The sequence below is a fragment of the Wolbachia endosymbiont of Armadillidium arcangelii genome (genome assembly GCF_040207875.1).
In the GTDB taxonomy this organism is placed as follows: Bacteria; Pseudomonadota; Alphaproteobacteria; order Rickettsiales; family Anaplasmataceae; genus Wolbachia.
Map to the genome: position 1 here is coordinate 357,952 of NZ_CP157942.1, position 26,817 is coordinate 384,768.

General features: G+C 34.8%; 19 protein-coding genes, 2 rRNA genes and 5 pseudogenes. 10 read left to right on the forward strand and 16 right to left on the reverse strand.

From position 1 onward, the window contains the following. Positions 1-118: 118 nt before the first annotated feature. Positions 119-361 (forward strand): annotated as a pseudogene (locus tag ABLO99_RS01875) (IS5/IS1182 family transposase); the annotation flags it as partial. 95 nt (positions 362-456) lie between these two features. Here the strand turns inward: ABLO99_RS01875 and ABLO99_RS01880 are convergent. From ABLO99_RS01880 to ABLO99_RS01910, 7 genes and pseudogenes are all read right to left on the reverse strand, one after another. Then, positions 457-1,089, reverse strand: a complete 633-nt coding sequence (locus ABLO99_RS01880; protein WP_238580396.1) for a hypothetical protein — start codon at positions 1,087-1,089, stop codon at positions 457-459. 816 nt (positions 1,090-1,905) lie between these two features. After that, a pseudogene (locus ABLO99_RS01885) lies at positions 1,906-3,016 on the reverse strand (IS256 family transposase). Positions 3,017-3,203: 187 nt separating this feature from the next. Then, positions 3,204-5,033 (reverse strand): ATP-dependent zinc metalloprotease FtsH, encoded by a 1,830-nt coding sequence (gene ftsH / locus ABLO99_RS01890; protein ID WP_047759283.1) that lies wholly within the window; start codon positions 5,031-5,033, stop codon positions 3,204-3,206. A 12-nt stretch (positions 5,034-5,045) separates the two neighbouring features. Further along, positions 5,046-5,201 (reverse strand): annotated as a pseudogene (locus tag ABLO99_RS01895) (tRNA(Ile)-lysidine synthetase); the annotation flags it as partial. Positions 5,202-5,255: 54 nt separating this feature from the next. Then, entirely contained in the window at positions 5,256-6,332 is a 1,077-nt protein-coding gene (locus ABLO99_RS01900) for an ATP-binding protein (protein WP_349968018.1), read from the reverse strand. A gap of 78 nt (positions 6,333-6,410) precedes the next feature. Next, complete coding sequence (gene tilS / locus ABLO99_RS01905) at positions 6,411-7,706, reverse strand: tRNA lysidine(34) synthetase TilS (protein ID WP_349968019.1); 1,296 nt, start codon at positions 7,704-7,706, stop codon at positions 6,411-6,413. A gap of 142 nt (positions 7,707-7,848) precedes the next feature. Beyond that, positions 7,849-8,328 carry an OmpA family protein gene (locus ABLO99_RS01910; protein WP_349968021.1) on the reverse strand — a complete coding sequence of 160 codons (480 nt, stop codon included), beginning with the start codon at positions 8,326-8,328 and terminating at the stop codon, positions 7,849-7,851. 142 nt (positions 8,329-8,470) lie between these two features. On the opposite strand from ABLO99_RS01910, the gene ABLO99_RS01915 reads away from it, so the two are divergent. Continuing rightward, complete coding sequence (locus tag ABLO99_RS01915) at positions 8,471-8,725, forward strand: hypothetical protein (RefSeq protein ID WP_047759280.1); 255 nt, start codon at positions 8,471-8,473, stop codon at positions 8,723-8,725. Positions 8,726-8,917: 192 nt separating this feature from the next. Then, the gene (locus tag ABLO99_RS01920; protein ID WP_349968023.1) at positions 8,918-9,874 is read left to right on the forward strand and encodes a hypothetical protein; all 957 of its coding nucleotides are present in this window, start codon (positions 8,918-8,920) and stop codon (positions 9,872-9,874) included. A gap of 39 nt (positions 9,875-9,913) precedes the next feature. Here the strand turns inward: ABLO99_RS01920 and ABLO99_RS01925 are convergent, their stop codons facing one another. The 6 genes and pseudogenes from ABLO99_RS01925 to ABLO99_RS01950 form a co-directional block, all read right to left on the reverse strand. Beyond that, positions 9,914-10,696 carry an exodeoxyribonuclease III gene (locus ABLO99_RS01925; protein ID WP_349968025.1) on the reverse strand — a complete coding sequence of 261 codons (783 nt, stop codon included), beginning with the start codon at positions 10,694-10,696 and terminating at the stop codon, positions 9,914-9,916. Next, positions 10,696-11,403 carry a uroporphyrinogen-III synthase gene (locus tag ABLO99_RS01930; protein WP_047759277.1) on the reverse strand — a complete coding sequence of 236 codons (708 nt, stop codon included), beginning with the start codon at positions 11,401-11,403 and terminating at the stop codon, positions 10,696-10,698. The genes ABLO99_RS01925 and ABLO99_RS01930 overlap by 1 nt, the downstream gene beginning before the upstream one ends. A 229-nt stretch (positions 11,404-11,632) precedes the next feature. After that, complete coding sequence (locus ABLO99_RS01935) at positions 11,633-13,150, reverse strand: hypothetical protein (protein WP_349968027.1); 1,518 nt, start codon at positions 13,148-13,150, stop codon at positions 11,633-11,635. 292 nt (positions 13,151-13,442) lie between these two features. Further along, positions 13,443-14,576: pseudogene (locus ABLO99_RS01940) on the reverse strand (IS4 family transposase). A gap of 309 nt (positions 14,577-14,885) precedes the next feature. After that, positions 14,886-16,670, reverse strand: coding sequence for a ribonucleoside-diphosphate reductase subunit alpha (locus ABLO99_RS01945; RefSeq protein ID WP_349968028.1), 1,785 nt, complete (start codon positions 16,668-16,670; stop codon positions 14,886-14,888). Positions 16,671-16,738: 68 nt separating this feature from the next. Continuing rightward, positions 16,739-17,791, reverse strand: a complete 1,053-nt coding sequence (locus tag ABLO99_RS01950; protein ID WP_349968029.1) for a methyltransferase domain-containing protein — start codon at positions 17,789-17,791, stop codon at positions 16,739-16,741. Between the two features lie 331 nt (positions 17,792-18,122). Here ABLO99_RS01950 and ABLO99_RS01955 point away from each other — a divergent pair. Both ABLO99_RS01955 and rrf read left to right on the forward strand, forming a co-directional pair. Then, positions 18,123-20,909, forward strand: a 23S ribosomal RNA gene (locus ABLO99_RS01955). Positions 20,910-20,966: 57 nt separating this feature from the next. Beyond that, positions 20,967-21,073: ribosomal RNA gene (rrf, locus tag ABLO99_RS01960) — 5S ribosomal RNA — on the forward strand. Between the two features lie 25 nt (positions 21,074-21,098). Here rrf and ABLO99_RS01965 read toward each other — a convergent pair. The 3 genes from ABLO99_RS01965 to rpmH form a co-directional block, all read right to left on the reverse strand. Beyond that, a complete protein-coding gene (locus ABLO99_RS01965; protein ID WP_047759273.1) occupies positions 21,099-21,308 on the reverse strand; it encodes a hypothetical protein in 210 nt (69 codons plus the stop codon). 90 nt (positions 21,309-21,398) lie between these two features. Next, entirely contained in the window at positions 21,399-21,743 is a 345-nt protein-coding gene (rnpA, locus tag ABLO99_RS01970; protein WP_153295560.1) for a ribonuclease P protein component, read from the reverse strand. 7 nt (positions 21,744-21,750) lie between these two features. Continuing rightward, a complete protein-coding gene (gene rpmH, locus ABLO99_RS01975; RefSeq protein ID WP_114517097.1) occupies positions 21,751-21,891 on the reverse strand; it encodes a 50S ribosomal protein L34 in 141 nt (46 codons plus the stop codon). 107 nt (positions 21,892-21,998) lie between these two features. Here rpmH and pstC point away from each other — a divergent pair, with 107 nt between their 5' ends. The 5 genes and pseudogenes from pstC to ABLO99_RS02000 form a co-directional block, all read left to right on the forward strand. Next, positions 21,999-23,087 (forward strand): phosphate ABC transporter permease subunit PstC, encoded by a 1,089-nt coding sequence (gene pstC, locus ABLO99_RS01980; RefSeq protein ID WP_349968033.1) that lies wholly within the window; start codon positions 21,999-22,001, stop codon positions 23,085-23,087. A gap of 94 nt (positions 23,088-23,181) precedes the next feature. Then, positions 23,182-24,618: a F0F1 ATP synthase subunit beta gene (atpD, locus tag ABLO99_RS01985; protein ID WP_179947463.1), complete on the forward strand. Its 1,437-nt coding sequence runs from the start codon at positions 23,182-23,184 to the stop codon at positions 24,616-24,618. 5 nt (positions 24,619-24,623) lie between these two features. After that, positions 24,624-24,968: a F0F1 ATP synthase subunit epsilon gene (locus tag ABLO99_RS01990; RefSeq protein ID WP_047759332.1), complete on the forward strand. Its 345-nt coding sequence runs from the start codon at positions 24,624-24,626 to the stop codon at positions 24,966-24,968. A gap of 350 nt (positions 24,969-25,318) precedes the next feature. Further along, the gene (gene fsa / locus ABLO99_RS01995; RefSeq protein WP_349968035.1) at positions 25,319-25,963 is read left to right on the forward strand and encodes a fructose-6-phosphate aldolase; all 645 of its coding nucleotides are present in this window, start codon (positions 25,319-25,321) and stop codon (positions 25,961-25,963) included. Positions 25,964-26,070: 107 nt separating this feature from the next. Next, positions 26,071-26,690: pseudogene (locus ABLO99_RS02000) on the forward strand (IS66 family transposase); the annotation flags it as partial. Positions 26,691-26,817 lie beyond the last annotated feature (127 nt).

A 26,817-nucleotide genomic window follows, 5' to 3' on the forward strand; every position in this document is an offset into this window, starting at 1 on the left:
AATTGCTTTACAAGCTTTGCCGTCCCCTTTACCATAACGTTCAGTACAATAGACTTCTTTAAAAACTAGGATAAGAGGAAAAAACATGGCAAGATAAGTATTTTTAGTGAGGGAAAAGGTGAAAATAGTAGAAGAGTTGGATGATGAAAAATTTCGCAGGTTAAAGGAGTAAAAAAGGTAACATTTAATAAAATGGTAGAGATTTTACGGGAAGCAAATAAGGAAAAAAGGCTAAAGGAGGTAGGAAAAACAAGCTGAGCGAGGAAAATATGCTGCTTATGGTGTTGCGGGAATATGGAACATATTTTCATAAAGCTATGGGATAAGTGAAAGCACAGCGTATAAAATAGCAAAATGGGTTCTCTAATAAAACATCCAGCTGAAGTCCAAAATATACTGGTTGATGCGGGTTGGCTATGTTGCATAGCACTGATAGGCATGTAAATCACAATGAATTTACGCAGCTAATTTAAATTTAGCCATACCTATATCAGTAAATTTGTTCAGTAAGTAGCACTTAATTAACACACGATTTACCTCTGATTTATTTTTCAAGCCAAACCCAAATAACCTATAGAAAAAGACTTCAATATAAGACCGTGCTCCATACTTAACTTTTTTCTTCCATTCATTAATACCATCTTCATAATTCTCATATTCTACTTGTTTCTTTCTGATAGCTAAACAAATTTTAGCTAGGGCGAATAATAGGCACAATATTCTGCATTCTTTATACACACTTTTTATATCATAAGCCGCATCTGCTCGAATAGAACAAATGTTATATTTATCACTGACTTCCTCTAACATATCGCAGACCGGCACAGCAACACCACTATTCTTATCATTTACGTTTAAAACAACATGTAGTTTTCTTACTTGACCATAGCCACTGTATTTTCTTTTTCGAGTATTATGCCCACCGTTATTATTGTAGATACTAACTCTAGTGCTATCTACGGCAATTTTAATATTTTCCAAATCATCTTTATTGGTTCTATGGTCATCAATCTTCAAATTAAGCTTTTTAAATCTTCTGGAAGCTTGTGTATAGCTGATAACCTTAAGTTTTTTGCCTATTTGTACCATATAACCTTTTACAAAACCTACAGCTTGTCTCAAGCCAATTCTAAAAAGATATGTGTATTAAAATTACAACTTTACCACTATAAGTGTACCTGCAACTTTTGGACTATTTTCATACCAATTTTCTATTAACAAAATGAAAAACATTTCCTCTTTTTTTTAAAAACATAGTTGATTAGCGTTTATACTACTTTAGAGCCATCTTAACCATATAAGTAGACTTAACAACAAAATCTTGTTTTTATAATGGATTTGGTAATACCAATTCTCATTACTAGCGAACCACCATAAGCGGCATTACAGAATTTTTTAATTGCGGAGTGAGAAAGCGAGGCAATAAATTTGCATAAAGTGCTCTCAAGAAAAACAATTGTAACGTAGATTTTGTTATGAAAATGGGAAGTGTTCAATAAACCATACGCGTCAAGTTAAGAAAGAGCTGCTGCAAAACAAGTAAAAAAAGGCTCAAAGTATGATAAAAAGGAAGCAAGCGAAATAAAAGTGAGGTAAAATGAGTTTAAGGTATAATAATCTAAAGAAACATCCAAGGAATTTTCGGAGTGTGACAGGTTAAAAGATAGAAGAATTGGAGAAAATTGTAGAAAAAGTGAGGCCAGAGAGGGAAAAAGTCGAAAAACAGAAGAAGTACCATGGAAGAACGTCGAATTTGCCAAAACTGGAAGGTAAGATATTTTGCATAATTTTTGTACTAGACACAACTTAACCTGACAGGCGTGAATTAACTGACAGAAGAATCGACGAAGTCAAAACTGATATCAGAATCTGGGAGTGTTAAATAAACTGTGTCAAACCGAATTTTTAATTCAACTCAATTTTCAATCTGTTGGGAAAGAAAATGTCGAGCTGAGATATAGTCAATGCCCAATCATGTACAGGCATAGTCCATTTCTCCTCCGCTTTCTTTATAGCACAATATACCTGTTTATACAAGGCATTTATGCTAGTAAATGAGCCCTTGGTTTTGGTGAATTTCCTAATTTGCCTATGTAGCCCCTCTATGGGATTAGTAGTATAGATCATCCTCCTAACTGGGTCGGAATACTTAAAATAACCAGATAGGTTTTCCCAATTATTCTGCCAAGATTATAGGGTACTTTGTGCCCCATTTTTCATCTAATTCCAACAGATAATTCTCGGCAATTTCCTTACTTGAAGCTTTTCTTTAAATCACTCAAAAAACTCTTTACTAGCTACATACTTCAGTGAGTTACGTATCTGATGCACTATACACATTCTGCATTAGGGAACACACCGTTTATTTCTGCAGGAAAGCTTTTTAGCCCATCTACACATGCAATTAGAATATCTTCCACTCCTCTCTCTTTGAGATCATTTAGTACTCCCAACCAGAACTTCACTTTCAGCTAAATAAAACTTCTTTTCTGCCATTTTGCTAATATATTATACATACATTTACTTACACAACTCCTTAAAAAACCATGAAAACTATCGGATATACAGACTGCAGCGGACGACTACGCCATTCGTTGATTACTGTTTGTCAGTAATACTTGATATCTCTGCCGCCGATATTTTGTGATCGTAAATTTCCTCAATATGTGACGCTATATCTCCATGCCACTGGCAAATGTGCTTAAGACCTTTGCTTCAAGTTCTGTTGTTTGTCTTTTTCTAACTATTTGGGGTTCAAAGCTTCCTTCCCTGTCTCTAGGTGTTAACAACTCAAATGAGTTGTACGTAAAGTTTTTCCCATTTCTTCGATTATTTTCTTCACTTTCAGCTAATAAATGGTTTTCTATTTCACCTTCTAGACTCGCCTCCAGCAGCTTTTTTATAAATGGTGTTAATGCTCCCTCCTTTCCTGTCAACGGTCTTCCTTCTCGTATAGACGACAGGTTTCTAATTCTTTATAATCTACCAAACCGGTAGTTTTATTTACTTGACTCATGTCAAACCTCCGTTTTTTTATATCAATTATATTTTTATTTCTTGGTTTGACACAGTTTATTTAACACTTCCCAGAATCTGTTTTAATGTTATCAATATTCTTTTGGTAAGTAATATGCATACTGTCAAAAAAGGTCTTACCGTAGCAATACTTACCAGAAGGGAGTGTTAAATAAAGTCAGATCTAATTAGAGAGATGATCTTCTTACCTTTTCCTTGCCTTCGTTTTCATTTCTAACAATTTTTTCCCCACTTAATATGTCACTTATTTCATCGCCTGTTAAAGTTTCAAACTCCAGTAGATTTTCAGCAATGAGCTCCAAGTCTTTCCTACGCTTGGTCAAAATGTCTTTTGCTTTTTCATAGCAAGAAAATACAATTTTCTTTACTTCTTCATCTATAAGTTTTAATGTATCTTCAGAAATTGTCTCAGAATCATGCATGATTTGTTCACGATTGTGATATATTGGCCCTATTTTGTCACTCATTCCCCATTTCGTCACCATAGCACGTGATAAATCAGATGCTTGCTTTATATCCGAAGATGCACCGCTTGTAATTTTATCATAACCAAAAATTAGTTCTTCTGCCACTCTTCCACCCATAGCAACAGTTATATCTGCTATCATCTTTTCTCTTGTGTGAGACACTCTATCTGTTTCCGGTAGTCTCATAACTAAGCCTAAAGCTCTACCTCTTGGAATAATAGTTGCTTTGTGTATTGGATCAGAGGCAGGCATATTAACTGCAACTACTGCATGACCAGCTTCATGGTAAGCAGTAAGCTTTTTTTCTTCTTCCGTAATAACTAAGGACCGTCTTTCCATGCCCATCATCACTTTGTCACGCGCATATTCAAAATCATCCATGGTAACAATTTTCTTGTTTCTCCTCGCAGCAATAAGTGCAGATTCATTTACTAAATTTGCTAGATCAGCACCTGAAAAACCTGGTGTTCCTCTTGCAACTGTTTTTACATTCACATCTGGCGCTATCGATATTTTCTTTATATGCGTATTTAATATTCTTTCACGCCCATTGATATCAGGTAAAGAAATAGTAATCTGTCGGTCAAAACGACCAGGTCTAAGTAGTGCTGGATCTAGCACATCTGGACGGTTAGTTGCAGCAACTATTATCACACCTTCATTAGACTCGAAGCCATCCATTTCAACTAGTAACTGATTTAATGTTTGTTCCCTTTCGTCGTTACCGCCACCAAGACCAATGCCGCGATGCCTACCCACTGCATCTATTTCGTCTATGAAAATTATGCAAGGAGCATTTTTCTTGCCTTGATAAAACATATCACGTACACGGCTTGCACCAATACCGACAAACATTTCAACAAAATCAGACCCGGAAATACTAAAAAATGGTACATTAGCTTCACCTGCAATTGCACGAGCAAGTAGGGTTTTACCGGTTCCAGGGGAACCAATTAAAAGACATCCTTTTGGTATCTTTCCGCCCAATATTTGAAATTTTTGCCTTTGTTTAAGAAAATCAACGATCTCAACCAACTCTTCTTTTGCTTCATCAATTCCGGCAACATCATCAAATGTCACTTTTTTTCCACTAGTTATAAGCCTAGCTTTTGATTTGCCAAAGCTTATAGTTCTATTGCCTCCTGCTTGCGTTTGTTTAAAAAGGAAAAGTAATAAACCGAAAAAGATAAGCGTCGGAATCCATTGAATAAGTAGTCCACCAATTATACCTATTGCAGAATCTCCAATTGAAAAGGAGAACTTCACTTTTTTATCATGCAAACTTTTTATTAAGTCGCTATATATAACACCACTTGAGTTAAAGGCTGACCCATCTCTAAACTTGCCTTCAATGCTTTGGTTTCTTATAGTAACATTTTCTATATCATTATCTTCCAGTCTAGTTAAAAATTCTGAAAAAGGTATGGTTGCTTTACTCTTGCCTATACTTCCGCTGAACTGAATGTAAGCAACTGAAATAAGAACAATAATCACTAACCAGATCAATAAACCTTCTAAAAATTTTTTCATTGTTACCTTTAACTAGATATCAATAAAGTTTATCAAATTTTGTTTTATCATGCTATTAATAATGCATTGAACCTTATTGTTATCGGTATTTTTTTCGTTATAATTTACATCATGATGAGCAATCACCTTTCCATCTTTTTGCACTGTTGGCAAAGAGTAGTAAATTTCAGAGTAATAATTACAAACTTAAAAAGTTGTTTTCCACTGCAATAATCATCCTTATTATGTGTTTGTACTGGCAAAACTCTGGCGTGTGTAACATTCTACAGTAGCTTGCAGTAGTGCACTTATTACATTATCATCTATATTGCTCACTTTTTTATCCTTGAGCTTTTTGGATTTATTGTTAAGCTCTTCAAGTGCTTTTGTAAAATCACCCATGCTAACAACAGGTTCGTCTATTTTTTGCTCTTGAGTACGCTTTACGGCGTTATGCTTGGCCTCGTTTACTAAATTAGATAACTCAGCTCCTGAATAGCCTTCAGTTTTTCTTGCAATTTCTTTAAGAGTTAGACCTGATGCAATTGGCACATTCTTTATGTCAAGATCTAATATCTTTTTTCGTGAACCCAATTCCGGTAGAGGAATATAGATATGCTTAGAAAAACGACCAGGCCTAAGCAGTGCTTCATCTAAAACGTCTTGATGGTTAGTTGCAGCAATTACTATTACACCTTTGTTAAAATTAAAACCATCCATTTCAATCAGTAGTTGGTTTAAAGTTTTGTTATGGTCCTCGTTTATAGCTCTATTAGATTCGTTCTTGGAGTCACTACGTTCTGAACCGATAGAATCTATCTCATCTATAAAAATTACACAAGGAGCCTTTTTTCTTGCTGTTCGAAAAAGTTCTTGTATATTGTGTACACCTTGATTAGCAAATCGACCAGCAATGTCAGCTCCGGAAATGGGAAAAAATGGAAGCTTAGCTTCACCCGCAATTGCGCGAGCAATAAGTGTTTTACCATTTTCTGGTGGGCCATATAAAAGATGGCCTTGTGGTGGCTTAAAACCAACCTTTTCAAATAGAGCTTTCTTTTCCTGTGATATATCATTACAAATCATTCGTAGTGCTTCTTTCATTTTATCTGATACTATAACGTCGTCAAACGTTACTTTTTGCTCATCCTGCTCAACCTTTGTTACTCCAGGTAATTTCATTAGCAAAGAATAGATAGCAAAACATAATACAACTGCAGTGCATATTACTGAACATGTTACTACAACAGATTTTATAATGATAGGCGTGAAAGATATAGTGTCCGCAGCAGCTTTAATTTTAAAAAAAAGAATATACATAAGACAAATAAAAGCAGCGATTGTTAGACATAATAAAACAAATTTGAAAAATCTTGATCCACTCATTGTAATTCCTAATTAAATATCAATTAATTTTAGCAAATTTTCCTTTATTATACCATTGATGGAATATTTAATCTCATCATCACTAATATTCTTGCTATCATGTTTTATACATGGATAAGCAATCACCTTTCCATTTTTTTGTACCGTAGGTAAAGAATAAAAAACTTCAGGGCAGCAGTTATAATCCTTCAGAAATTCAGGAACTCTTTGTGTTTTTTTTAGTGGAGCAATGATAACTGAACATTCTCGATTTCCGAGCACTATGCAGCTAAATCTGTTATCCCATTCAATAGGACCATTTAATGGTAAGTACACAGTAATTTGCCGTATCTTTGATGGTTCTCTTATTATCAGGACGCTTTCTCCATATTTTCTTATTTTGCATCCATAGAGTGTACAGTTAACATTACTATCTTGTTGCAATATTTTATTAAATATTGCAACAAGGCTGTTGTATCTTGGTTTATAGTGTTTGCTGGTAATTGCCATTATAGAGTAAAGAAGAAGCCTTAAGGCTATTTCCTCTGGTAGTTTATACAGTTTACTTAATTTAATTTCAATGTAACCAAGATCATACACATTAACACAGTCATTAAATGCAAGGCGTGTGTAGTGCATCAACGCTTTTGCAGCTCTTTTCATATGAAGGGCTGCAAGGCATATTCGGTCTGTTAAAACATCTTGATTATCACTTGCTTCAAGCAAGTTACGGTATAAAGTTCGCTTGTATTTTAAGTCATAATTGCTTCTATCTTCGGTCCATCTTAACTGGTGAAGCTTAGCATACCTTTCTATTTCACTACGACTGAAATTTAACAACGGCCTAAATACATAAATACCATTTAAGAAAGATTTGTAGTCCATTGATGATAATCCATCTACGCCACTACCTCGTTCTAATCTCAACAAAAATGTTTCTGCTTGATCATTTTTATGGTGAGCAACAAATAAATATTTAACATTATTGTTTTTACACCATTCTATTAATAACTTATACCGTGCTTTTCGTGCCTGCAACTGAATATTGCCTTTAATATTTTTCTTCTCCCAATTTAATACAAACGACTCCTTTGCTCCGAGTTCTTTTGCATAACTCATAGCAAAATGAGCTTCTTTTTGAGATTCTAAACGTAACCCATGATTTACTGTTAATGCTATAGGGGCTAAAAGCTTGCTTTTTTTTGCCCAATTAATCGTTAAGTGCAATAAAACTACACTGTCTATACCACCTGATACTGCAACCGCAACTTGATTATCATGAAAAGCAAAGTTATTAACTATATTTTGAAATAACAACTCCAATTGCATTATATTTCTTGATGATTAGGCAATTCAAACCTCTCTAAATTATACCGGCATAGCACTTCAATGCAAATTGAGCTAACAATCAGTAGAAGCACAAGTTTGACTGTTTATCATCCCAGTGCTGAACACTGGGATTCAAAGGAGACTATCTTTTTATTCCAGAGAATGAAAATTCTACTCTACGATTTTTAGCATGGTCTTTTTCGTACTTAGAATTTTTAGAATCATCTTTTACGTCAACCAAAGGCTCAGTTTCACCTTTAGAAGCAGTTTTTATTCTATTTTCTAGATAAGATGCACAGCTGACCATAAACTTTTTAGCTGCATCTGCTCTTCTAGCACCTAATGCAAGATTATATTCATGAGAACCACGATTGTCAGTATGACCAGTTAAAGTAACCTTCGCATCAGGGTTATCTTGTAACACTTCCATTGCATCAAGCAATGCATCTGCACTCATTTCAGTAATACTAGATTCGTCGTAACCAAAGAAAACTCTTTTATCACCTATTTGCTTAATAACGGCATTCATTTTATTTGCCACACTTACTTCTTTTTTAGGACAAGAACTTACACCGGTAATCAGCAAACAAAAACAACACATTATAACCACTCTACTCCACATTACTAAACCTCCATAATTTTAAATATAGTGCGTAATTTTAATTTTGTGACTAATAATCACTCTATACTATAATGTAGTCAAGAAAAATAAAATACTAAATATTTCCTTTACAATACAACCTGACAATTAATTTTCTGATAAGATGCTCGATTTTTGTGCGTCCAGCAAAGGCTGGCATGTTCATAGTGCAAGCGTTCAAGATCGTGATGGTATCTTTTTGTTCAAGCTAAATGCAAATTTACGTAAGTTTTTTGCTGATCAGGGATATATAGGCAAATTGCAAAATCACTGTTTATTGAAAACAGGATGTTTATTAACGATTGCCAAGAAGGCTGCTGATGTTACAGGATTTCATGTTATTCCCAAACGTTGGATTGTTGAAAGAACCTTTGCTTGAATTTTAGACGTATGAGCAAGAGCATTCTCCCCTTACTTCAAAAAGTGGTATCTTCTTTAATATGATTACTATTATGCTTGCTAAATTAACTACTTGAGTCCTTTTAAGACATGTTCTTAGAGTGTAAATCATTTGAATTAATACGAAAAATATGCTACAATTAAAGCATAGATTAATGTAAATAGATCAGTTATGAAAGCTCCAAAAGTAAAAGCTAAGCCTTTAGAGTCATCTACTCAGGTGATGGGAAAAAATGAGATACTCCTCAAGAAGGAACATAAGGCAATCTATGATTACTTTGTAAAAGTATTAGAAGGTAAAGCCAAATTAAAAGAGAACAAAGGAATAACTGATCATTTTATATCAGCTTATAACAACATACCACTTGATAATGTCAATCTAAAAGATATAAACTCACTCAGTGAAGAGAATTTTTGTCAGTTTTTACTTTCTGCATTTAAAGAAGTTAGAGAGAAAAAATTAGCGAACAAAGAGAATTTAGAGAATGATGAAAGAAAGAAATTAGTAGATGATTGTGTAGCTGATATACGTGTTACAGAAGCTAAGGATTCACTCATAAAGCTTATTGGTTTGCCACTTGGAATAAAAATAGACCCAAAAAATATTTCCAGCTCTTTTATGAATGGGGTGAAAGAAAAAATACCATTCTTAAGTAAAGACAAAAAAGAGGAAGATGAACCACCGCTCAGTGATGAAGAGATGGTAACAGCTTTCGTACGCAAGGTTTTTATTCCTGTCCTTTTTTCCGTTGCTTCAATATTGATTTTTGGTCCTACTACACTTGCGGTATTTGCTGCTGTTATTGGTACAATATTTGCCGTAAAGGGAGGAGTTGAGGTTCTTTTTTCAAATAACAAAAAAGGTACTTTATATGACCCTAGTTCACAAGATAAAGATGATACAGAAAAAAGAGCAAGATTGAATGAAAAAATTCGCAATGGCATTGATGATATTTTAAAAACCCCAATTGAAAGACCTCTTGAAACAATTGCTGACGGGAGTAAAAAACAACCTACTCCGGAACAAGCTTCTCAGGTGGGAAATAAAGGGGGTGAGCAGCTTACTGTGCTTGATGAGCAAGTTACTGTAGATCAGCTAGTTGAGGAACAAGGGCAAGCAGTCAAGTAAGACATAGACTTACCAAAAGTGAATTGTGTAAGAGGTCTTTTATTGTTTTATAACACATACAACAGGAGTATGATCAGATGGATTTTCTAGCTTACGCAACCTATCGTCTATGTAACATGTTTCCAATTTATCTGCAGCTTGTGGCGATAGCAGCATATGATCTATTCGCATTCCTTGATTATTTCTTAGTGAATTACCTTGATAATGCCACCAAGTGAATTGTTGCAAGTTTGGGTGAGATATTCTAAATGCATCTTTAAAACCAAGATTCAAGATCGCTCTTAATTTCTCACGCTCTTTTATATGAAAGCACACTTGGCCATTTAATAAATTTGAATCAAAAATATCAATTTCATTCAGTGCAACATTATAATCGCCAGCTATGATGGTTAACTCTTCATTTTTTAATAGATTGTTCATTCTTTTATATAAATTATCAAAAAACTTGAGTTTATATTCAAATGCTTGAGAGTCTAGGCTTTGGCCGTTTGGCACGTATACACTTCCTACCCTTACCTTCTGATTATTGTACTTTATTATGCACTCTACATAACGCGCTTCTTGATAATCTTCTACAATGTCAATCTTAAACTGCTCCAATATTGGATATTTAGATAAAGCACAAACACCATTTCTTGCAACTTGTCCATAGATAGCATATTCATATCCTAACTTTTCTATCTCTGCATAAGGAAATTGCTCTTCTGTACATTTTATCTCTTGCAGCAAAATTATATCTATCTGACTATCAACTATAAAACTACAAAGTTGGTTAATTCTTTTACGTATGGAGTTTACGTTCCAAGTTGCAATCTTTAGCATCAACAATCCTTATTAATTATATCAATTAAACTCTCCCCAGTAGGCAATCTCGATGTTATAATTTTTTTCCATTTGATTAACTTTAAACTATCAGCAATGTTCTTACTCATGGTATATGCAACTGTATTATTTATCACATGAGATAGTCCACTTTTTAGAACTAATGAACAAAATACCCTTGCTGTCTGTGAGGAAAAAAAGGCAACACTATCAATTTTACCATCCAATAATAAATTTTTACACCTATTAGTTAGACTCCTTTTAGTAATTGTTTTATAGAGTACAACTTCTCTTACGTTAAAATCTTCTTCAGATAATCTTTTTTTTAGGTCACATGATACTTCTTGTCCCCTTATATATAAGAACTTTATTGCGTTTGAATAATGAGTTTTTATAAATGATATCAGACCATCAACGTTGCTGTCTGCTGAGATTATATCGGAAAATCCCAAATTTTTTGCAGCCTGCATGGTTGAATTACTAACCGTAATAATTGGAAAGTCATCCTCTTTACATATTTGACTGAAAGCCTTTACACTGTTTTTACTTGTGGATATCACAACGTCAAATTCATAGGTAGATATATCAGGATTTAAGAGCTTTATTGTAAATACTGGTTCTATAAAAACTTTGTATCCATATTTTTTCAGTGTGCTTCTTGTACTCAACGAATCTAATAAAGGCCTTGTCAATAAAATGGACTTCATTCTGGTTTATTTCACTAGCAGTAAAATAATATCCCTTATAGACAAATTATTGAATAAAAACTTTTATTTTTTAAGTTTCTTGCATAAATTAGAAAAAAAAGGTAAAAGAGACTCCATGATTGGCCCGGTAATGAAAAATTGATCGTAAATAAGCGAACATTTTTGATCAAATGGGAAAAAGGACGTTACTCGTTGAGTAACATCCTTTTAGAATGATAAGCGGTTTTGTTTATCCTTTACTAGGCTCAGCTTTTTGTTGAACAGATTCTACGTTTGGTTGATCTACAATCGCACGTCGTTTTGCCAACTTCTCAGTGAGCTCTTCCGTAACTCCTAGACCAAATCTTGTTTCTTGAGAAGGACTATGTCTTTGTGGAGTAGAAGAACTTGGTGAATTGAACCCACTATCAGAATTACGACGGTAACTGGTAAAGCTAGGAGTTGTAACAGTACTGTCAGTGCTTATAGAACCCATTGAATTGCTTCTTGGCGGTTTCTCCGGAGCAACATAAAAACGGCTATTTCCTATGTCTGCAGATTGCTCATCCAACTGAGAATCTTTATAGCTTATATAAGTAGCCTCCTCTGGCACTGCCTTACCTCCAAGCCATGACGGAAGTTTATTCCTTAGCGAGGAAGTTGCATTTACTTTCTTATGCTCACTAGAACTTAACAATTCCGCTTTGCTGCTAACAGTACTGTCAGTGCTTAAAGAATCCATTGAACTGCTTCCTGATAAGCTCTGTTCCAGTGGATTAATAGAACCTGCTTTATGCCTTTTTGCTCCCTTATTAAGACGTTCCAAAGTGTTAAAACGAGCATGCTCTTCCTTGCATTCTCTAATCACTTCTTGAATCTCATCATGATGTTCAGAGAAAGTACTGTCTTTAAAGTATTTAGATTTATCTACTAGCCTTTCTGTAACTAATTTACGTAAACCATCTGCGTCCAAGTTATCAATAAACTTTTTCTGCTTTTTCCATCTTGTAATTAAACCAAAATTTTCCGTAAAATCATCTGCAGAGGAAGTGAATTCCACCTCTTCTTTCGCTTTTATTTTTCCTTCTATTTTCTCTGATATTCCAGAACGTATGCTCTCTATTAATTCAGAATTATTTCCCTTATCAACAAAAATTGCCTTAAGATCCTTTTTCACTTCTTGAACTCTCCTCTTTTGTGGTGAATCAGGAGTAAGCTCATCATCTATTCTGTCTGAATAATTTTCATTACCAGCCGCACGATATAACTTATTTGCTGCTGCAGTGAGCATATCACTTGCTTTTTCTTTCGTTTTTTCATTGATAAGATGAGTACCTCTCTTCAGTGAACCTACTGAATACTCATAACCATCTTTAACTTTCCCGCCAATATGCTTCGCCCCTTCAACTGTTTTTTCTGCTGACCATTTGAGCCCTTTATATCCAGATTGAACTGCTTTTACCGAGAAAAATAAAGCAAGACCAATCATTGCACCTGTTGCAGCAAGTGGTGCGGCAGCCAATAAAAGTGGTAATGCTGCTGCAAATAACCCACCTGCTGCACTTACTGCAAGAATCTGCTTTTCTGCAGACCAAATAGAGAAATCTTTTATTGATCGTTTTAACAATCCAGAAAGTTTATTTTGTTGGGCTTGTGGATTATCAATAATCTCTGCATTTGATGAATCTCTCATCATTTCACTCAAATTCATATCATGTTGCTGAGCTTGGGTGTGATTTAAATTAGAATTTTTTTCATTAGATAACATTTTGATCCTCACATTAACAATATATTACAATTGTATTCTTCAGTCCTTAAGTTAGTGTTAATTCGGCTACCAATGTTCACTTAATGTGTTTTTTGGAAGCACAGAAAATTAAATGGTACAATGTAAGTAGCTGAACACATTTTTGTGAATGCTGCTGTCGATAGGTGTTATCCTAGTCTTGGAATGATAGGAGAAGGGGCTATAGATGGCGAGAGGCCACTACTCGTTAGTGATTGTTGCGATATGACGTCTCGTTTAGATTGGGAGTGTTAAATAAACCATAGGCGTCAAGTTAAGAGATTGTGAGCGAATTCAGGGAAGTTAGGTAGATACTCTAGTTTTTCTGTACTTATCTTTTAATGAAAATCGTGACCAAGTTATGTTTAAGAAAAATTTCCAAACTATTAACTTTATTCTTTAGTGCTAAAAATAACTCTCTAACCCGCCTTTTTAACTCAATAAATGCCTTTGTTAAACTGTATTCTTTTTCACTTCTGTGCAACCAACTATGCCGTGAAATATAAGAATTGCGCACAATTTAGCATATAGTTCACATAATACTCTGCACGGTAGCTTATCAAGTCTGATATGGCTTTTATACAATTTAAATAATTTGCCACCTTACTCTATTGCTCAGCACTAATTTTATTTTCTGGAACATTAGTATTGACCAGTTTAACAATTCTTGTAGAGGATGTATATCCTTGCGATCTCGCTAATCTATTAGCTTTCCTTCTTCTGGCCATATTCAGTTAGTTTCTGACATATAATTCTTACTCTAATTTTTGCTTCTTTTCCTAACAATACCTCGTTTTCTAAAAATCTCTAAATATTCCAATAATTCCATTTTTTGATTTATCATATATGTTGGTATCAACGACTTATGAAATAAGCTCCTATTTCATTGATTTGTTTATTGGCACAAAATAACCGAGATTAGCAAATCATTGCTTACTTACTATATCCTTGGTCTGACCTCCGTTAAATTAAGTTGGTTTATTTCATGTAGTCGAAAACTCCAGACTTAGTATTACTCTCATAACCTTTGTAACTACCCTTTATACATCTCTTCCATACTGTTAGGCAGAGCTACTACTTGACGCTTTTAAATTGCTGCAAGATTTTGCAATCAACTTGCAAGATATTTTTAAAGAGAACCACAGATTCATTCTTTTCATAAATTCCACTGCTTCTTCAGTAAATCTAAACCTTGTTTTGTTATATCTCTCGTTTAGTAATTGACACATTGTTTCTACGCTACAATTATCAACCCCTATAAGACCATGGCTTTTACGAACGATGAACCTTTTAGCTTTCTCTTTCTTTTTATAAACCTTGTTGTAATTGAGATTTTGTCTACTTTTTCATTAAAAAATTCTTTGAGCTTTTTTTATAAGCAAGTTATTTTATTCATTGGTTCTCTCACTAAAAGTACATCTGGGAGAACTTATTATTCTATCTCTTTCATACCTTTATTTCCTTAACTTGACTCCTATGGTTTATTTTACACTCCCTAATTTTAAGCTGCTTCCTTAGGTTATCCAAGAAGTCTATTCTTTGTGGCATAAGCTGTATTTATTTGATAGATATTTACTCTATAACAGAATCACTGCTAAATCTTTTTCTCCTATGCAATAAAGCCTGCCGGGTAAGAGAATACTGAGCGACAACTGAGTTGCCTTGAAAACATAACTTTTGTACAGTTGTATTTTGGTGACAGTAAGGTATGCACAGTCTACTGGCATGATAGACATTCATCATAATTAATATCTGTTTTTTGTTGCAATATTTCGCTTTTTTTGAATATGTCATGTGAGACCTTGTCAGCTCTTTGTATTGATTGTGATCTGCAGTAATATAAGCTTTTTAATCCTTTTTTCCAAGCAAGCATGTGTATTTTGTGTAAGTAACGTTTATACACATTGGCAGATAAGAACAGATTTACTGATTGAGATTGACAAATATAAGGAGTTCTATTACTTGCATGTTCTATAATCCATTGTTGATCAAGTTCGTATGCTGTTTTAAATGTCAGTTTTTCATGCTCACTAAGAAAATCTAAATGCTGAACAGAACCCTCATTTGTCGAGATTGAGGACCATATTTTATCGTTGTCTTGATTCTTTTCTGCTAATAATTTTTGCAAGAATTTATTTCGCACTACAAATGAACCTGTTAGTGTCTTCTGTATGAATACGTTTGCTGCATATGGCTCTATTCCAGGGGAAGTGTTGCCTGCAATAATCGAAATTGAGGCAGTTGGAGCGATAGCGAGCTTATGTGTAAACCTTTCCATTAGATCGATTTCTTTAGCGTCAAGACATGGCCCTTTTTCTTCTGCTAATTTTTTAGAAACTATATCTGCTTGTTGTCGTAAATGCTTAAATATTTTTTTATTCCATTGTTGTGCCATTACCGATTCAAAAGGAATCATTTTGCTTTGTAAAAGTGAATGAAAACCCATCACACCAAGACCGATACTACGCTCTCTTATTGCGGAATATTTTGCTCGCTGTATTTCATTTGGTGCTTTATTTATGAAGTCCTCTAGTACATTATCAAGAAAACGCATTATATCTTCTGTGAAGAGCTCATTATCTTTCCATTCTTCGTAGTATTCAAGATTCACAGATGATAGACAACATACAGCAGTGCGTGACTTGTTCAGGTGATCGTAACCTGTAGTTAAAGTTATTTCACTGCATAGGTTTGACATTTTGATGTCTAAATTGAGCTTTTTGTAAGATTCTGGTTTATTGTTACTTATTGCATCAAGAAAAATAATGTAAGGTTCTCCAGTCTCAATTCTTGCTGTTAACATTTTGATCCATATATCACGTGCTTTGACAGTTGAGATAACTTTTTTATTGTGAGGACTGATTAACTCCCACTCTTTGTCACCTTCAACGGCTTGCATAAATTTATCTGTCACTATTACAGCATGGTGTATATTTAGTGCTTTGCGATTTGGATCACCTCCTGTTGGCTTGCGTATGTCAAGAAACTCTTCTATCTCTGGATGGGATACAGGAAGATAAACTGCTGAGCTTCCTCTTCTTAAAGATCCTTGACTGATTGCAAGTGTTAGAGCATTTTGTACCACAATAAATGGCACAATTCCTGATGTTTTACCGCTACCTTTGACACTTTCACCAATTGAGCGTAGATTTCCCCAATAACTACCTATGCCTCCTCCACGTGCAGCGAGCCAAACATTTTCATTCCATAAATCAACTATTCCCTGCAAGCTATCTTCAGTTTCATTAAGAAAGCAGGAAATAGGTAATCCTCTCTTGGTACCACCATTGCTAAGTATTGGCGTTGAAGGCATGAACCACAAATTGCTCATGTAATCATAAAGACGCTGTGCATGCTCTTTGTTATCAGAGTAGTAATTGGCAATGCGTATAAAGAGACCTTGATAACTTTCATTTTCTATTAAATACCTGTCCAATAGAACTGCTTTTCCAAAGTCGGTTAATTTACTGTCCTTTGCGTAGTTAATAGCAATGTAATTCATAAGGCTCCTTTTATGATTCATAGACATTTATTTGAGCGATTCCTAGATTAAGTTGTTGAATTTTTTTTTTATGGATGCTGTAATGCAAACAAGATACCGTCAACCTGACTGCCATATATTTTACAATAACTCATATGACTTATTTGCATGTTTATTTCTCTTGCAACATGGTGAATGTAGTCTTCCGAATGACGAAAATAATCTCCTTTGTTTATAAAGTCAATACCTTTACCTTCTTTTCTTCTTACCAAACATACAATAACCCCTTTTTTGTTTGTCAATCCTTTTGCTAATTCCAATTCTGCTCGAAAATCATATAGATAATGTAGTACTTCAGCAAAGATAATTACATCGTACTGCTGGCTCTTCTCCTGTTTAAGAAACTCTTTCATTTCCATATGTATTAACTCATTGTAAACAGGTTTACCTTTTATAAGGCATCCTCTTGCAATATTTAGCATTCTATTTGAGATGTCAACTCCCGTTGTACAACTTCTGACATTATTTATTTTTAGGAAATGACCACATATTCCAGTACCGCAACCAAGATCAAGTATATTTAGTTCAGAAGTGGAGTTGTTAAAGACTTTTGTAATTATCATGTGTACGAGTTCATGCCCTCTGTATTGTTTGGCAATCAGCCAATGCTCAACAAAATATTCACCTGTGTAATCGAAATATTGCTTTATGAGATTTTCAGGCAATTCTATAATATCTGATGTGTTTGTTATTTTTTTTATGTAGTAAGAAGCTTCTTCATAACTACTATCTAATTTTAGCGTTTTTGTTAAATAATTATAAGCTTTGTTAGTATTTCCTACTGCAAAATGACATCTTCCAATATTATACCAGATTATAGGTGAATTGGGGTGGAATATGCTAATTAACCAAAATCTTAACTTTGCATCTGATATATTACCTTTATAAAAGTGATATAAACCGATTTCAATGTTGGTATTTAACAGGTTTTTAGATTTTTCAAGAAGCACTACGATTTCTTTATAGAGAGTATTATATTTATCCATAATCAAATCTCTTACTTTCTTAATATTTAATACACTAGTAAGCTTAGATATACAATTTAAAACAACGTTTTTTATAAAAGAGAGATTACTTTTCATACATTAGAAATACTCCGAATGTTCATTATCGTTTTTAGGTAACTAATTTTAACACATTTTATCTTACAAAATATCTTTTTCATTAATTTTTCTGTATATATAAATTTACCGTATATTTCTCAGATTATACTGTTTAGGATTGCTGGTATATTGTTGTTGATAATAATAGGAAATGTTTTGTGTAAAAAGGCGTTGACATATTATTTATCAGGTTGTAGTATGTAAAAGATTAGTTTTTAGATGTTTGACAAGTTTTATGGTAGAGATTAATTTAATCTCAATTCAATTGTAAGTTAATGTTTAACTCTGCATATTCTACATATAGTCAGATAAATAAATTATTAAGAGCACTTGATGGATGCCTTGGCGTTAAGAGGCGATGAAGGACGTGGCAGGCTGCGATAAGCTGCGGGTAATTGTCAACAAATTCTAATCCGCAGATTTCCGAATGGGGAAACCCAACTAGCTTAGCTAGTTATTACATACTAAGTATGTAAAGCAAACTTGGTGAACTGAAATATCTAAGTAGCCAAAGGAAAAGAAATCAATCGAGATTCTGTTAGTAGTGACGAGCGAAAGCGGAAAAGGCTAGTGATTTAAGAATAAGAATTAGAATACTCTGGAAATAGTAACCATAGAAGGTGATAGTCCTGTATAAGTAGAAAGTTTTTAAATCCTTGAGTAGAGCGGGGCACGTGAAATCCTGTTTGAATATGGGGGGACCATCCTCCAAGCCTAAATACTCCTTAGCGACCGATAGTGAACAAGTACCGTGAGGGAAAGGTGAAAAGAACCCCGGGAGGGGAGTGAAATAGAATCTGAAATCGAGTGCTTACAAACAGTTGGAGCTCTATGCTTTTCCTACAAGAGCAATCTTGTAGTTAGTTTGTATTAGAGTGACAGCGTACCTTTTGCATAATGGGTCAGCGAGTTAATCTATGAAGCAAGCTTAAGCCGTTAGGTGTAGGCGTAGCGAAAGCAAGTCTGAATAGGGCGTTTTAGTTTTATGGATTAGACCCGAAACCAAGTGATCTAGTCATGACCAGATTGAAGGTGTGGTAAAACACACTGGAGGATCGAACCAGTTAATGTTGCAACATTATTGGATGAGTTGTGATTAGGGGTGAAAGGCCAATCAAACTTGGAAATAGCTGGTTCTCCGCGAAATCTATTTAGGTAGAGCGTTGTATGTATGTTGTTGGGGGTAGAGCACTGGATAGACTAGGGGGATTCATCATCTTACCAAATCTAACCAAACTCCGAATACCAATAATTAATTGTACAACAGGCACACTACGGGTGCTAAGTCCGTGGTGAAGAGGGAAACAACCCAGATCACTATCTAAGGTCCCAAAATTGCAGCTAAGTGGGGAAGGAAGTAGAAAAACCATTACAGCTAGGAGGTTGGCTTGGAAGCAGCCATCCTTTAAAGAAAGCGTAACAGCTCACTTGTCTAAATAAGTTTTTCTGCGCCGAAAATGTACCGGGGCTAAAGCTGTATACCGAAGATGTGAGTACTTGTTGATTTCGATCAATGGGTGCGGTAGCGGAGCGTTCCGTAAGTCTGTGAAGGTAGTTTGAGAGGACTGCTGGAGATATCGGAAGTGAGAATGCTGACATAAGTAGCGTAAAAGAGTGTGAAAAACACTCTCACCAAAAATCTAAGGGTTCCTACGTTAAGTTAATCTGCGTAGGGTTAGTCGGTTCCTAAGGCGAGTCCATAAAGGAGTAGTCGATGGCAATTAGGTTAATATTCCTAAACCTTTTAAGTGTGACGGGTTTTGTATTTGTATAGGTCTTATTGGATTGATCTATGCTTAGAAAAAGCTCCAGGAAATAGCACTTATATTTATAAGGCCGTACCGTAAACCGACACTGGTAGATGAGTAGAGTATACTAAGGTGTTGAAATAATGATGTTGAAGGAACTCGGCAAATTATACCTGTAACTTCGGAAGAAGGGTAACCTGCTTTTAGGCAACTATGAGTAGGTGGCACAAAATAGGGAGTAGCGACTGTTTACTAAAAACACAGGACTCTGCAAACATGTAAGTGGAAGTATAGGGTCTGACGCCTGCCCGGTGCTGGAAGGTTAATAGGAAGGGTGCAAGCTCTGAATTGAAGCCCCAGTAAACGGCGGCCGTAACACTGACGGTCCTAAGGTAGCGAAATTCCTTGTCGGGTAAGTTCCGACCCGCACGAATGGCGTAACGATTTCTCCACTGTCTCCAACATCATTTCAGCGAAATTGAATTCCCCGTGCAGATGCGGGGTACCCGCGGTTAGACGAAGAGACCCCGTGCACCTTTACTATAGCTTTACATTGCTATTAAAAATGTGATGTGCAGGATAGGTGGGAGACTTTGAAGTTATGGCGCTAGCTGTAATGGAGTCAACCTTGAGATACCACCCTTTGCATTTTTGATATCTAACTATGTTTCATTATCTGGAACTAGGACATTGTATGGTGGGTAGTTTGACTGGGGCGGTCGCCTCCTAAAAAGTAACGGAGGCGTGCGAAGGTAAGCTAGGGCTGGTCGGAAATCAGCTTGATAGTACAATGGCATAAGCTTGCCTGACTGCGAGGCTGACAAGCCAAGCAGGGACGAAAGTCGGTCATAGTGATCCGGTGATTCTGTATGGAAGGGTCATCGCTCAACGGATAAAAGGTACGCCGGGGATAACAGGCTGATGGTGTTCGAGAGTTCATATCGACGACACCGTTTGGCACCTCGATGTCGACTCATCACATCCTGGGGCTGAAGAGGGTCCCAAGGGTTCGGCTGTTCGCCGATTAAAGTGATACGTGAGTTGGGTTTAGAACGTCGTGAGACAGTTCGGTTTCTATCTGCCGTGGGTTAAGGAAATTTGAGAAGATCTGACTCTAGTACGAGAGGACCGAGATGGATATACCTCTGGTGTACCAGCTGTTATGCCAATAGCATCGCTGGGTAGCTATGTATAGATGGGATAATTGCTGAAAGCATATAAGCAAGAAACCCTCTTCAAAAAGATTTCCCAATTAAGGCCGTGGGAGACTACCACGTTGATAGGCTAGGTGTGGAAACATGGTAACATGTGAAGCTAACTAGTACTAATAGCCTGATTGATTTATTTGCTTTCTATATGTATATATGCAGTGTTAAATATTAAATTAAATTGGAAATTTTTATTAACTTGGTGGCTATAGCAAGAATGAACCACCCGATCTCATTTCGAACTCGGAAGTGAAGCTTTTTAGCGCCGATGATACTTAAAAAGGGAAAGTAGGTCGCTGCCAAGTTTATAAAATTTTTTTTTTACTTTTATCAAATGATTCTCTTATTGCAAGAGGTTGTTTCTATGTTTAAGTTTAGCAGCTGTGCTCTAGGTTTATTCTTATTTTGTTCTAAGTATTGGCTTTGTTCAAATGCTATTTTCCATTGTGTACGATAGCTAGATTCTTTATATTCATAAAAACCTTCCTTAATATTATTTGTATCAAGCTTTTTATCTTGCTTTCTTATACTCTCTACCACTAACTACCCACATCTATTAATTTATTTTAAAAACTTTACTTACCTTATCATAAAAAATATAGTTGTAAATACTTTAGTGAAAATTTTTTCTTATTTTATCTTTTTTAAGCAAATAGTTAGATCTTTTTGTAAATTTTTATAACCTGCTTGCATAATGTTTTTATGAGTTAGTATTATGTAGTAGTATCCTACATTACTTATATTTAAAATGCTAATTTTAGCGAGCATTCGTAATTGCCTTTTTATTTTATTTCTTTTTGCTGCTTTTTCGACTTTTTTACTAATAGCTAGACCTATTCTAATAGTGTTAACATACTTTTCAGGTTCTTCTTCTTTTTTGGCATATAGCGATATGTAAAATCCGCGATAAAAAGAACTGTTAAATGCTAACTTATTTTTAAAAACAGAAGAAAAATCTTTTTTTTTATGCTCGATAGTTTTATTATGCGCATAATTTTTTACATCCTAATGAACGACGCCTATTAAGGATTGCTTTTCCAGCTCTTGTTGCCATGCGTGAACGAAACCCATGCCTACGCTTTCTTATCAATTTGCTTGGTTGGAATGTTCTTTTTGTGCTCATTGTTTTTGTATTAATATAATGATTTATTTTAAATAGTTTTACTTTATTGTCAAATAATAGTGAACTTATATGACATTCTTGTAGAATAAAATTTGATGTATGGAAAAATGAATTTAATTATAGGTGTACCTGTTTTACTAATCCTTTTATTTTGTTTGAGTAGATTTCAAACAGTAAGTAAAGTTAAGTCTTATATATATTTGAGTTGTATGTGGATGCTACCTTGGTTGTTAGCACTCTATGATGGTTATTTTATAACTTCTATTTCTATAGCGTTACTTTTTTTTATGCTGATTTTTATCTTTAAGGATAAAAGAAATAAGATGGTAAAATTTTTGTTATTTATGGCTTTAGCCATATCACTTTTTATCACTTTATTTATAATGCTATCTATTTTTATTCAGTCCATTAATTTTTTTAATAAAGTAGCTATTTCAAAATTCTTATTTTGTTTAAAATGGAACCACAATGTAGCTATTATCGGCAAAGGAGAGGTGGGGTATTTTGGTATAGCACCACTTTTAGTAGGGACATTACTTATAACTGTTGTAGCAATGTTAGTTGTGGTCCCGCTTGGTTTACTTTCTGCAATATATATTAGCGAATATGCAAGCAAGAAAGCGCGTTACGTTGTTAATACTATTTTACAAGTTTTATCTGCTATTCCTACGATTGTGTATGGATATTTCTCAGTTGTATTTTTATCCTTATTTGTGAGGAAGGTAGCTAATTTTTTTGAGTTAAGTATACACTCAGAAAGTGCCTTAGTTGCTGGTTTATCAATTGGGGTAATGATTCTTCCTTTTATTATTTCTTTACTCGAAGATGCTATAAGATCTGTTCCAAAAAGTTTACGTTATGGTTTTATGGCGCTTGGTGCAACTCCAGCGGAAACTATATGGCATATAACAATACCTTATGCAATGCCTACAATTTTAAGTGCAATTTTATTATCGATTTCAAGAGTGATAGGTGAAACAATGATTGTGCTAATGGCTGTGGGAATTAATGCAAATTTGACTTTTAATCCTCTTAATTCAATTACTACGATTACTGTGCAAATTGCTACATTGCTTACCGGAGATCAGGATTTCAATAGTGTGCAAACTCTTGCTGCTTATGCGCTTAGTTTGGTGCTGTTTATTATTACTTGGCTATTGAATGCATTTGCATTGTTTATAATGAAGCGTAACTAGTAAGTGTTTTAATATTGCAAAATTTCTGTTAATAATGTAAGATTTATTTTCTTTAGAAGTTCTTTTAGAATTGTAGTGTTAGGTGATGAAAGAGATGGATACAGGTAAAGTAGTTAAAATAACTCAAGCAGTTGTTGATTTAAGATTTGAAGGCGGATTACCTAAGATATTTGATGCTTTAAAAAGCAAATTAAAATATAAGGGCAAGGAGCTAGTTTTAGAGGTTTCACAGCATATAGGTGACAATATAGTCCGTTGTATTGCTATGGATAGCACAGATGGTATGTCAAGAGGTGACGAATTTGTTGATACAGGTGCACCAATATCAGTTCCGGTTGGACGTTCAACTTTAGGAAGGATCTTTAATGTTGTGGGAGAGCTTATAGATGAGTGTGGTCCGCTGAAAGGAAAGTATGATTTAGAACCTATACATAGATCACCTCCAAGTTTTACTGAGCAGAAGATACAGGAAGAAGTTTTAGTTACAGGAATAAAGGTTATAGATTTTCTTGCACCTTATCTTAAAGGAGGAAAAATCGGCTTATTTGGTGGAGCTGGTGTTGGTAAAACAGTTCTGATAATGGAATTAATTAATAATATAGCAAAAGCTCATAAAGGATTTTCCGTATTTGCCGGAGTAGGGGAGAGAACGCGTGAAGGTAATGATCTTTATAATGAGATGATCACTTCGAATGTAATAGATATAAATGAGCACGAAAAATCTCAAGCCGTTTTGGTTTATGGTCAAATGAATGAGCCTCCTGGAGCAAGGGCTAGAGTTGCTTTAACGGCGCTAACTATGGCGGAGTATTTTCGTGATCGTGAAAACCAAGATGTTCTATTTTTTGTAGATAATATCTTCCGTTTCACTCAAGCTGGCTCTGAACTTTCTGCTTTACTTGGAAGAATACCATCAGCTGTTGGTTATCAGCCAACTCTTGCAACTGATATGGGCGCTATGCAAGAGAGAATAGCCTCAACTACTGCTGGTTCTATTACTTCTATACAGGCTATATATGTTCCTGCGGATGATTTGACTGATCCAGCTCCAGCAACTACATTTTCTCATCTTGATGCCACCACAGTATTGTCAAGACAAATAGCTGAAATGGGCATATATCCTGCTGTTGATCCACTTGATTCAACTTCTCAGTCTTTATCTGCTGAAATCATTGGTGAGGAACATTATAATGTGGCTTCTGAGGTGAAACGTATATTGCAAACTTATAAGTCGCTGCAAGATATTATCGCAATACTTGGTATGGATGAACTATCTGATGAAGATAAAATTGTTGTTGATAGAGCTCGTAAAATTCAGAAGTTTCTTTCTCAACCTTTTCATGTTGCGGAGGTATTTACTGGCATGTCTGGCAAATTTGTTTCACTTTCTGATACTATTTCCAGTTTTAAAGGAATTATTGAAGGTAAATATGACCATCTGCCAGAAGCTGCGTTTTATATGGTAGGAAGTATAGGTGAAGCAATAGAAAAGGCTGAGTCGATAAAAGCTGAAGTTGGAGCTAAGCATTAAAGATGATGAACACTTTTAAGGTGCAATTTTTTTCTCCTGATAATAAAATTTCATTTGATGAAGTAGTTTCTCTTTCAGTGAGTGGGCTTGAGGGGGAGTTGATGATTTTAGCTTACTATTCTCCTTACTTAATTTATTTATTGCCTGGTATAATTACTGCTCAAATGAATAACCAGACAAAGAAAAAAGTTGTAATTGACAGTGGTATATTAGAGGTTGCGAATAATAATTGTAGCATTGTAACAAATCAAATTCAGGTTTTTGATCACTTGACTCATGATGAGGAATCATTAAAAAATAAGAGAGTTGGTATATATTTAAATTATCTTGATGAGAAGTTTCTTTCTTAGTTATTTTAGGCAAAAAGTCGATTATCACTTTCTTGTCATCCCAGTAGCCCAATTTTTGTCATCTAAGTGCTTTTTTTTCTGTCATCTAGTATTCCTTTCCCTGTCATTCCAGTGCTCACCTTTATCATCTCAGTGCGTGACACTGGGATCTAGATGTAAAAATATTTGTAAATTATGCAATGGGTAATAGATTCTAGGAACATATGTCAAAAACAATTTCTATGATGAAATAGGTTGGATTCCAGTGTCAAGCACTGGGATGACATGATAAAAAAAAAGTACTGGGATGACAAAGCAGGGTATTTGGATGACAAGATTTTACAAAAATGATTTTTTAATAGGAGGTTAATATGGAAATTTTTCTTGATAGCGTTGATTTGAATGAAATTAAGGAGCTAAAAGAGTTCGTTGATGGCATAACAACTAATCCTTCTTTGATAGCGAAATCTGGGCATAAAGATAAATACGAAGATTTAGTAAGTGAAATATGCTCTATTATAAAAGGGCCTGTTAGTGTTGAAGTTGTTGCAAGTAGCCATGAAGATATGATTAAGGAAGGCCTTAAATTAGCGGAAATCGCTAGTAATATCGTAGTAAAGTTACCCCTTACACATGAAGGATTAATTTCTTGTAAAAAGTTGTGGACAGAGCATAAAATACCTGCTAATATCACATTATGTTTTTCTCCTGGACAAGCACTGTTTGCCGCTAAGGCCAGTGCTTGTTTTGTTTCTCCCTTTGTTGGCCGTCTTGATGATATAAGCTATGATGGCTTATCGCTAATAAAAGATATATGCACTATATATTCTAATTATAGTTTCAAAACAAAAGTTCTTGTTGCATCAGTAAGAAGCCCAGCACATGTGATAGAAGCTGCAAAACTTGGTGCTAATTCAATTACTGCACCAGCAAAAGTACTTAGACAGTTAATTAATCATCCACTTACTGATCAAGGGGTCGCAATATTTGAAAAAGATTGGGGCATAAAACAATAAATGACATTACTAAATGTGAAAAAAACATAAAACACAATAATTGTATCTGTTCAGGGGAGTAGCAAGGTAGACAAGGCGGTCTAATCATAGAATAGCTATGAGGTAATATGGTAAAACTTTTAGAACTTTGCGAAAACTTAAAAATAGAGGTAGAAAATTTAAAAGCCGAAAAAGAAGCTCTGAGAATGCTCAAAGAAAGGAAAGGCTTGGTTTAAACTCGAAAAATTCATCAATGCCAAGTTCAAAAGAATTGTATAAAATAAAAAAGGATAAGCAAGAGGAACATTGGCGGTCAGGTTGGGCATCTAAAATGGAAGGTAGTAAAGGTAGAATTCTTGCGAATGTGGTGGGGGATTCACCAAACCAAGTCTTATGTAGTAGAATATCAGTTGAAGGTGTGGAAAAAGAAGAAGTAGCTCCTTAGCAAAATGCAGATACATTTGGAGCAAGGTGTAATCGCAGCACTCAAGAGATTTTACAAAAATTCAAAGCATAATGAAATTTTTAATTTGAGCATAAGTATTGGTAGCATATCAAACAGTGAACATAGAGTTGCATCAAAATGCAGGGAACTGAAAGTTGTTGCATATTGATGAAACGAGTCATTACAATATTGGTTGGTGTTTGCTAAGCAAGTTTTGTAAAACTTACAGAGTCAAGAGGAATGAAAGTTTTAAAAAACAATGTATGCTGCAATCATAATAGTTTGGTAGTAACCGAGAGGTACTTTAGACCCACTGCGAAACGGTATGCAACTAATTTTAGCATGAGTTAGGCGAGCAGCAGGATCAATAAAACTCATGTCTGAGGTTTACCAGACCAGCAATTATTCATGTTGTATTTCTTCTGAAAAT

Bases quoted from the DNA above. Each gene is read 5' to 3' on its own strand.
- atpD (WP_179947463.1), top strand. From the start codon at position 23,182: ATGGATACAGGTAAAGTAGTTAAAATAACTCAAGCAGTTGTTGATTTA.
- ABLO99_RS01945 (WP_349968028.1), bottom strand. From the start codon at position 16,670: ATGAATTACATTGCTATTAACTACGCAAAGGACAGTAAATTAACCGAC.
- pstC (WP_349968033.1), top strand. From the start codon at position 21,999: ATGAATTTAATTATAGGTGTACCTGTTTTACTAATCCTTTTATTTTGT.
- ABLO99_RS01910 (WP_349968021.1), bottom strand. From the start codon at position 8,328: ATGTGGAGTAGAGTGGTTATAATGTGTTGTTTTTGTTTGCTGATTACC.
- ABLO99_RS01920 (WP_349968023.1), top strand. From the start codon at position 8,918: ATGAAAGCTCCAAAAGTAAAAGCTAAGCCTTTAGAGTCATCTACTCAG.
- ftsH (WP_047759283.1), bottom strand. From the start codon at position 5,033: ATGAAAAAATTTTTAGAAGGTTTATTGATCTGGTTAGTGATTATTGTT.
- ABLO99_RS01880 (WP_238580396.1), bottom strand. From the start codon at position 1,089: ATGGTACAAATAGGCAAAAAACTTAAGGTTATCAGCTATACACAAGCT.
- ABLO99_RS01900 (WP_349968018.1), bottom strand. From the start codon at position 6,332: ATGTATATTCTTTTTTTTAAAATTAAAGCTGCTGCGGACACTATATCT.
- tilS (WP_349968019.1), bottom strand. From the start codon at position 7,706: ATGCAATTGGAGTTGTTATTTCAAAATATAGTTAATAACTTTGCTTTT.
- ABLO99_RS01930 (WP_047759277.1), bottom strand. From the start codon at position 11,403: ATGAAGTCCATTTTATTGACAAGGCCTTTATTAGATTCGTTGAGTACA.
- ABLO99_RS01935 (WP_349968027.1), bottom strand. From the start codon at position 13,150: ATGTTATCTAATGAAAAAAATTCTAATTTAAATCACACCCAAGCTCAG.
- ABLO99_RS01950 (WP_349968029.1), bottom strand. From the start codon at position 17,791: ATGAAAAGTAATCTCTCTTTTATAAAAAACGTTGTTTTAAATTGTATA.
- fsa (WP_349968035.1), top strand. From the start codon at position 25,319: ATGGAAATTTTTCTTGATAGCGTTGATTTGAATGAAATTAAGGAGCTA.
- ABLO99_RS01990 (WP_047759332.1), top strand. From the start codon at position 24,624: ATGAACACTTTTAAGGTGCAATTTTTTTCTCCTGATAATAAAATTTCA.
- ABLO99_RS01925 (WP_349968025.1), bottom strand. From the start codon at position 10,696: ATGCTAAAGATTGCAACTTGGAACGTAAACTCCATACGTAAAAGAATT.
- ABLO99_RS01915 (WP_047759280.1), top strand. From the start codon at position 8,471: ATGCTCGATTTTTGTGCGTCCAGCAAAGGCTGGCATGTTCATAGTGCA.
- rpmH (WP_114517097.1), bottom strand. From the start codon at position 21,891: ATGAGCACAAAAAGAACATTCCAACCAAGCAAATTGATAAGAAAGCGT.